At 63.8% G+C, this 6,312-nt stretch carries 7 protein-coding genes and 1 pseudogene; 5 read left to right on the forward strand and 3 right to left on the reverse strand.

Going from position 1 to position 6,312, the window contains the following annotated elements; all coding sequences use genetic code 11:
- Positions 1–475 (forward strand): annotated as a pseudogene (locus tag EOA28_RS21100) (DNA mismatch repair protein MutL); the annotation flags it as partial.
- A 200-nt stretch (positions 476–675) separates the two neighbouring features.
- Here the strand turns inward: EOA28_RS21100 and EOA28_RS21105 are convergent.
- Complete coding sequence (locus EOA28_RS21105; RefSeq protein WP_127250631.1) at positions 676–1,569, reverse strand: DMT family transporter; 894 nt, start codon at positions 1,567–1,569, stop codon at positions 676–678.
- A gap of 90 nt (positions 1,570–1,659) precedes the next feature.
- Between EOA28_RS21105 and EOA28_RS21110 the strand changes: the two genes are divergently transcribed.
- Positions 1,660–2,586 (forward strand): LysR substrate-binding domain-containing protein, encoded by a 927-nt coding sequence (locus tag EOA28_RS21110; RefSeq protein WP_127250629.1) that lies wholly within the window; start codon positions 1,660–1,662, stop codon positions 2,584–2,586.
- 81 nt (positions 2,587–2,667) lie between these two features.
- On the opposite strand, the gene EOA28_RS21115 is transcribed toward EOA28_RS21110, so the two are convergent.
- The gene (locus EOA28_RS21115) at positions 2,668–3,270 is read right to left on the reverse strand and encodes a hypothetical protein (RefSeq protein WP_127250627.1); all 603 of its coding nucleotides are present in this window, start codon (positions 3,268–3,270) and stop codon (positions 2,668–2,670) included.
- A gap of 115 nt (positions 3,271–3,385) precedes the next feature.
- Here EOA28_RS21115 and EOA28_RS21120 point away from each other — a divergent pair, with 115 nt between their 5' ends.
- From EOA28_RS21120 to EOA28_RS21130, 3 genes are all read left to right on the forward strand, one after another.
- A complete protein-coding gene (locus EOA28_RS21120) occupies positions 3,386–3,616 on the forward strand; it encodes a DUF2093 domain-containing protein (protein WP_126061281.1) in 231 nt (76 codons plus the stop codon).
- Between the two features lie 122 nt (positions 3,617–3,738).
- On the forward strand, positions 3,739–4,518 hold the full coding sequence (locus EOA28_RS21125; RefSeq protein WP_245501573.1) for a glycosyltransferase family 92 protein: 780 nt from the start codon (positions 3,739–3,741) through the stop codon (positions 4,516–4,518).
- A gap of 189 nt (positions 4,519–4,707) precedes the next feature.
- Entirely contained in the window at positions 4,708–5,640 is a 933-nt protein-coding gene (locus EOA28_RS21130; RefSeq protein WP_127250624.1) for a UDP-glucuronic acid decarboxylase family protein, read from the forward strand.
- Between the two features lie 37 nt (positions 5,641–5,677).
- On the opposite strand, the gene EOA28_RS21135 is transcribed toward EOA28_RS21130, so the two are convergent.
- Positions 5,678–6,312 (reverse strand): tetraacyldisaccharide 4'-kinase (locus EOA28_RS21135; protein WP_189342120.1); only part of this gene is annotated, 635 nt, incomplete at its 5' end.

Below are 6,312 nucleotides of genomic sequence, written 5' to 3' on the forward strand. Positions count from 1 at the left end.
GGTCTATGAGGCGCTGAAGAACGCCCTGCATTCGCGCGCTGTCCCGTCGCAGATGCTGCTTTTGCCCGAGATCGTCGATCTGCCGGAGGAAGACGCGGAGCGGCTGGCGATGCACTCCGAGACGCTTGCCAAATTCGGCCTCGGCCTGGAGCGCTTCGGCCCCGGCGCTGTGGCGGTGCGCGAGACGCCGTCGATGCTCGGCGAAACCAATGTGCAGCAGCTGGTGCGCGACCTTGCCGACGAGATCGCCGACAACGACACCGTCGAGACGCTCAAGGAACGGTTGGACAAGATCGCCGCGACCATGGCCTGCCATGGTTCCGTCCGCTCGGGCCGGCTGCTGAAGGCCGAGGAGATGAACGCGCTGCTGCGCCAGATGGAGGCGACGCCCGGCTCCGGCACCTGCAACCACGGCCGCCCGACCTATATCGAGCTCAAGCTCGCCGATATCGAACGGCTGTTTGGAAGGCGGTGAGTGCGCCACGGCCCCTCACCCAGCCTACGCTGCGCTCGGCTGACCTCTCCCCGGTGGGGAGAGGAGATTGTCGGCGCCGGCGCCAATCTCTTCTCCCCATGGGGAGAAGGTGGCCGCGAAGCGGCCGGATGAGGGGGCAAGAAAAGAGCCGCTCGAAGCGGCTCTTTTCTTGAGTTAGGAAACGACTTCCACCTTTTGATTTACCGCTTCAAATTCACCACGATCACGCCGCCCAGCGCCAGCGCGCCGCCGAGGATGCCGAGCAGCGACGGCACTTCGCCCAGCCAGAAGAACCCGATCAAAGCGGAGGTCGGCGAGACTAGATAGAGGAAGTTCGAGGCGCGGGCGGCAGGCAGGCGCGACAGCGCGGTCGCCCAGGCCGCATAGGCGATCAACGAGGGCACGATGCCGAGATAGATGACGGCGCCGAGACCGGCAGTGTCGGCGACCGCCGCCTGCGAAAACGCTTCCGGCAGGAATGGCGACAGGCAGAGCGCGCCGAGCACCATGTTGGAGGCGGAGATCGTCAGCGGATGGTGGCGGGCGAAGAGCGGCTTCTGGACGATGGTGTTGACGGCCGAGCAAAGCGCCGAGCCTAGCACCAGCAGCGCGCCGGTATTGAAATGCAGGCCGTGCCCGTCGGCCACCGCGATGATGCCGATGCCGGCGAAGGAAATGACCGTGCCCAGCCAGGCGACGCCTGAGAACCGCTCGCCGAGCAGGGCCATGGCCATGATTGCGGTGAAGATCGGGCTGACATTGATGATGAAGCCGGCCGCGCCCGCCGAGACGGTGAGCTCGCCGAAATTGAGCATGGCGGTGTAGAGCGCGACGAAGATGGCGCCGCCAAAGGCGAAGCGCCACAGCTCGTCGATCCTGGGCAGCGCCGGGCGCTTCACCGCGAGAAATATGGCGGCCGGAACCGCCGCGATGGCAAAGCGTAGCGCGCCGAGCTCCAGCGGCTGGAAGGCGGCGAGGCCGGCGCGGATCGCCGGGAACGCCGAGGCCCAGCCAAGCACCGTAAGCGCCACCGCGACGGCCGCGGTGCCGTCCATGCGCTGTGTCTCATTCAACGTGCCGGTGTAAGCGCTCATTGCCGTACCCTCGTCTTTTTGTGCCATGGACGCAGAAAACGCCATTGCCGGCCGATTGACAAACGAGCAAATCGAGGGTCAGCTGTGAGCATGGATCACAGCTCGGATCAGATACTGCCGTTGGAAACCTTGCGCGCCTTCGATGCCGCGGCGCGCACGGGGAGTTTTTCCGCGGCGGCCGAAAAACTCAACCTCACCCATGGCGCGGTGAGTCGCCAGATTGCCAAGCTCGAGGACTGGCTCGGCTTGAAAGTGTTCGAGCGCAATGCGCGCGGCGTGTCGCTGACCATCGAGGGCAATCGCCTGCATCTTCGCACCACAGAGGCCTTCGCGCTGATTTCGGTCAATTCCGACCGCTGGGTCGAGCCGCGCGGCACGGCCGTGGTGCGGCTGGCCTCGATCCCCTCGGTGAGCGGATTATGGCTGATGCCGCGCATGGCCGCATTGGAAAACCATCCGACCAAGTTGCGCATCGTGCTCGATGTCGACAATCGCCAGGCCGACCTTGCCGACGAAGGCATCGACCTTTCGGTGCGCTGCGGGCGCGGCCGCATTCCGGGCCGCGTCTCGGTGCAGCTTTTCGAAGAGCAGATTTTCCCCATCGCCTCGCCGGAGCTCGCCAAGGAGATCGGACGGGGCGACCCTGCGCGGCTGCTGAAGTACCCGCTGATCAACGATTCCGATGCATCCGGATGGCGTGCATGGCTCGCCGCGCAAGACATCGATTACCGCCCCCGTCCGCAGGACCGGCGTTTCGAGGATTACAATCTGGTTCTGGACGCGGCGGCGCATGGGCTGGGCATAGCGCTGGCGCGGCCGCCGCTGACTGCGGACCAGCTCCGGTCCGGCCGTATCGTTGCCGTCGATGAGCGCGTTGCGCTCAATCCAGTGTCCTATTGGATGGACCGTCCGGTCGGCCGGCCGCGCGCGGCGGCGGCAGATCTGGCCGGGCGCATCGCCGAACAGGCGGGGCTTGCTCGGGAAAAGCTCGAAGGGTTCCTTCAGGATGACGTCTAGGGCATTCACCGTTTCACGAAAACGGTGAAATGCCCCATCCCCTTCGGGCGGAAAACCGTTCACACTTTTCCTGGAATTGCTCTAGCGAAGCAGCAGGACCATGATCGTTGCCGTCACCGCCGAGACGATGGCCGTGACAACCGAGATCGTCCAAAGGGATATCGGCGCGGATTCCGATCGCGGCGCGTGACCAGCCGGGCGGATCGCGGCGCCGCGAGGCTGCGGCGCGTTGGCGTTGGCTGCTACCAGCACCGCCGCGGAGGCGACGGCCGGCGAAAATGTGGACAATGCCGGCGCAACCGCGGGCCTGGACACATTGTCTGCAACCGCTGCCTGCGGTGAGGCGAAGCCGCGCGGAGCCTGATCGGCATCCGTCGCCGCCCTGCCCGTCGAAGGTCTTGCCGGCGAGGAGTCGGTGACGGCATCGGGCTCCATCACGGCGCGGTAAGCATTCTCGACCTCTGAGGACGACAGGCGCTGCGATGCCTGGGCGGCAGGGCGCGGTTGCGCGCTTTGCAGCGACTGGGCCGCGATTTGCGCCGCCTGCCCCGTCGAGGGCGCCTGCGGCTGGACCAGCGTCTTGATCAAAGCCGCCACCGCAGGATCGGCCTTGGGCGACGGCGCCGGCTGCGGGGTAAGCGCTTCACCGATCAGTGCGTTCAAGCGGGTCGAGGTGATGTCCATGCCGGCTTCCGGAAACTATTTTGACGCTCAGCCATACCGGATGAGCATTGCGTCAAGCTTGACGTTGCTTGCGATTTGTGGCGATTGAAACCCAGATGAACGCAAGCGTCCTTTCATGATGAACCGTTTCGAAGGCCCGGGCGGCAGGGAAGCCCGGATCCGCTATCTCGACGGCGACTTCCAGGTCACCAGTCCGGGCTCGTTCGTGCGCTGCGCGGTGACGGGCGAGAACATTCCGCTCGACGAGCTCAAATATTGGAGCGTCGCCCGGCAGGAGCCCTATGTGAACGCGGCAGTCTCGCTCGCCCGCGAGATCGAGATGCACCCGGAACTGCGCAAACGGTGATAGGCCGGGCGAGCCCACGACGCCGTGACAGTCACCTCGATTGCGCCTAGGCTACCGAATTGAAAAACTTCAAAAAGTCTCTCAAGACCTTTCTTCGCATGCCGCTTATCATGCGTGCGAGAATGCGCGATCGGGCGGTATCGAACGCCCCACGGTTCAAGCTGGCGGCCTGCGCCATCTTCCGTGAAGAAGCGCCGTTTCTGGCCGAATGGATCAGGTTCCACCAGGGTGTGGGATTTGAGCATTTCTATCTCTACAACAACTTCTCGACCGACGACTTCAAAGCCGTATTGGACCCGTTCATCCAGCAAGGGCTGGTTACGCTGGTCGACTGGCCGCGGCCGGTGGGACAGCTGTCGGCTTATAGGGACTGCATCCGCAGGCGCTGGCGTGAAGCATTGTGGATCGGATTCTTCGACATCGATGAGTTTCTTTTCGCGCCCGACGGACGTGACGTGCCCTCGGTTCTCAGGGACTATCGCGACCTTCCAGGCGTTTGCGTCTGGCAGGCGTTCTATGGCTCTTCCGGCCATGTCGAGCGGCCGGAAAGTCCACTGGTCGAGGCCTTTACGATGCGAGCCGGGCCGGACATCACGACGGTCAAGACTATCCTCAACCCTCGCATGGTCTACAGGCCTGGCGTCCATCAGTCGAAATTCCTGTCCGGTGAAGGGGTGGACACTGATCGACGGACCATCGTGCCCGCTATGCCTCCCAAGCTCGATATATTGAGGACCAATCACTATTGGTCGCGATCGCTCGCCGACCTCGACCAGAAGATCCGGCGCGGCGACGCCTCGACTTCCACGCCGCGCGACAGGGATTGGCATTTCGACTTCGAAAGCAAGCTCAATGTCGAGCGCGACGAGACCATCCTCGAGGCGATGCAGCGTCAGCGCTGAGGCAACCTGCAACTTGGCCTGTCGCGGCTTCACGGCCGGCGCCATTCACCCGGGAGGCCAGCCCATACAGGTTCCTGGCCGAGTGCCGGCAACAATCGATCGTCGCGACGAAAAACCCTTCTTCCAACGCACGTGACAGGTTCGTGACTCTGCGGTTATAGACAATGCCGTGGGTATGGGGGATTTGCCGTGAAGGCACTGGTGACCGGCGGTGCCGGCTTTATTGGTTCGCATCTATGCGACCTGTTGCTGGCAAGCGGCTATGAAGTAATATGCCTCGACAATTTCTCGACTGGTTCGGATGAGAACATCCGTCACCTGTCAAACAATGCGCGGTTCAGCCTGCTGAGGCACGATGTCACCGTGCCGCTTCAGGCCGAGGCCGATGAGATCTTCAATCTCGCTTGCCCCGCCTCGCCTGTTCACTACCAGCGCATTCCAATCGAGACGACAAAGGCTTGCGTCTACGGCGCCATCAACATGCTCGACCTTGCATGCGCTTCGGGCGCCAGAATCCTTCAGGCGTCGACGTCCGAGGTCTATGGCGATCCGCAAGTCCATCCCCAGACCGAGGCCTATTGGGGCCATGTCAACCCGATTGGCCCGCGCAGTTGCTACGATGAAGGCAAAAGATGCGCCGAAGCACTGTTCTTCGACTATCGGCGCCGGTCGCAACTGCCGATCAAGGTGGTGCGCATCTTCAATACATATGGACCTCGCATGCACCCTTCGGATGGGCGCGTGGTCAGCAATTTCATCGTTCAGGCATTGCGCAAAGACCCCATAACCATCTACGGCGACGGAAGCCACACCCGCAGTTTCTGCTTTGTCGACGACCTGATGGATGCGATGGCCCGGATGATGGCGACGCCCGACGATTTCGTCGGGCCCGTCAACATCGGAAACCCGACGGAAGTCACGATCCTCGAGCTGGCCGAGCTGGTGCGGGGCATCGTCGGCGGCAAGTCGAAGATCGAGTTCAAGCCCCTCCCCGAAGACGATCCCCAACAGCGCCAGCCCGATATAGGCCTGGCGCGTTCGGCGCTGGACTGGTCCCCTCGTGTTGCCCTCGAAGACGGGCTTGGCGAGACAGTTCGCCATTTCCGTGGGCTTATCAACTGACGGCAGGGCACCGGATCAACCAGGCGCGGCGCACAACTCAACCCCGCATCTTGCGCTGACGCCAGGCATCGAGCGTCTCGCCGATGATGCGTTCGGGCACGTGATCAAGCTCGAACACGGCCTCGATATCGAGCACGTCCAGTTGATCGAGGAAACCGGCGGGCACCTCGCCGTGGTGCAGCCGCGCGGCGTCCTTCGCCGTGGTGACCAGGCGCAGCCCCTCCTGCCGGGCGAGTGCCAGAAGGTCGGCAAGCTCGTCTTGGGCGTAGAAATGATGGTCCGGAAAGGCGCGCGAAAGCGCGACTTCACCGCCCGCTCCGCGCACCGTGTCGAAGAATTTCTCCGGATGGCCGATGCCGGCGAAGGCCAGGAACCGGCCGCCGGCGAAGCGTGACGGATCCGCCGGCTCGACATGCGCCAGGAAGATCGGCCGGCCGGCACGCGCCGCCTGGCGCACGACGCCGTCGGCGGCGGCGCCCTCGCCCATCTTCAGCAAGCCGCTGGTGAAGACCAGCTGGTCGACGATCTTGGCGCGGAGCGGTCCACCCGGAATTACGCGGCCGTTTCCGACGCCGAAGCGGGCGTCGACCACGACCAGCGCATAGTCGATATGGATGCGCGCCGACTGGAAGCCGTCATCCATGATCAGGAAATCGCAGCCATGTCCCTCGA

The sequence above is a fragment of the Mesorhizobium sp. M2A.F.Ca.ET.067.02.1.1 genome, from assembly GCF_004023285.1.
Taxonomy (GTDB): Bacteria; Pseudomonadota; Alphaproteobacteria; order Rhizobiales; family Rhizobiaceae; genus Mesorhizobium.

What these genes read in the sequence shown, in the direction of transcription:
- EOA28_RS21110 (WP_127250629.1), top strand. Translation starts at nt 1,660, where the DNA reads ATGGATCACAGCTCGGATCAGATACTGCCGTTGGAAACCTTGCGCGCC.
- EOA28_RS21115 (WP_127250627.1), bottom strand. Translation starts at nt 3,270, where the DNA reads ATGGACATCACCTCGACCCGCTTGAACGCACTGATCGGTGAAGCGCTT.
- EOA28_RS21125 (WP_245501573.1), top strand. Translation starts at nt 3,739, where the DNA reads ATGCGCGATCGGGCGGTATCGAACGCCCCACGGTTCAAGCTGGCGGCC.
- EOA28_RS21105 (WP_127250631.1), bottom strand. Translation starts at nt 1,569, where the DNA reads ATGAGCGCTTACACCGGCACGTTGAATGAGACACAGCGCATGGACGGC.
- EOA28_RS21120 (WP_126061281.1), top strand. Translation starts at nt 3,386, where the DNA reads ATGATGAACCGTTTCGAAGGCCCGGGCGGCAGGGAAGCCCGGATCCGC.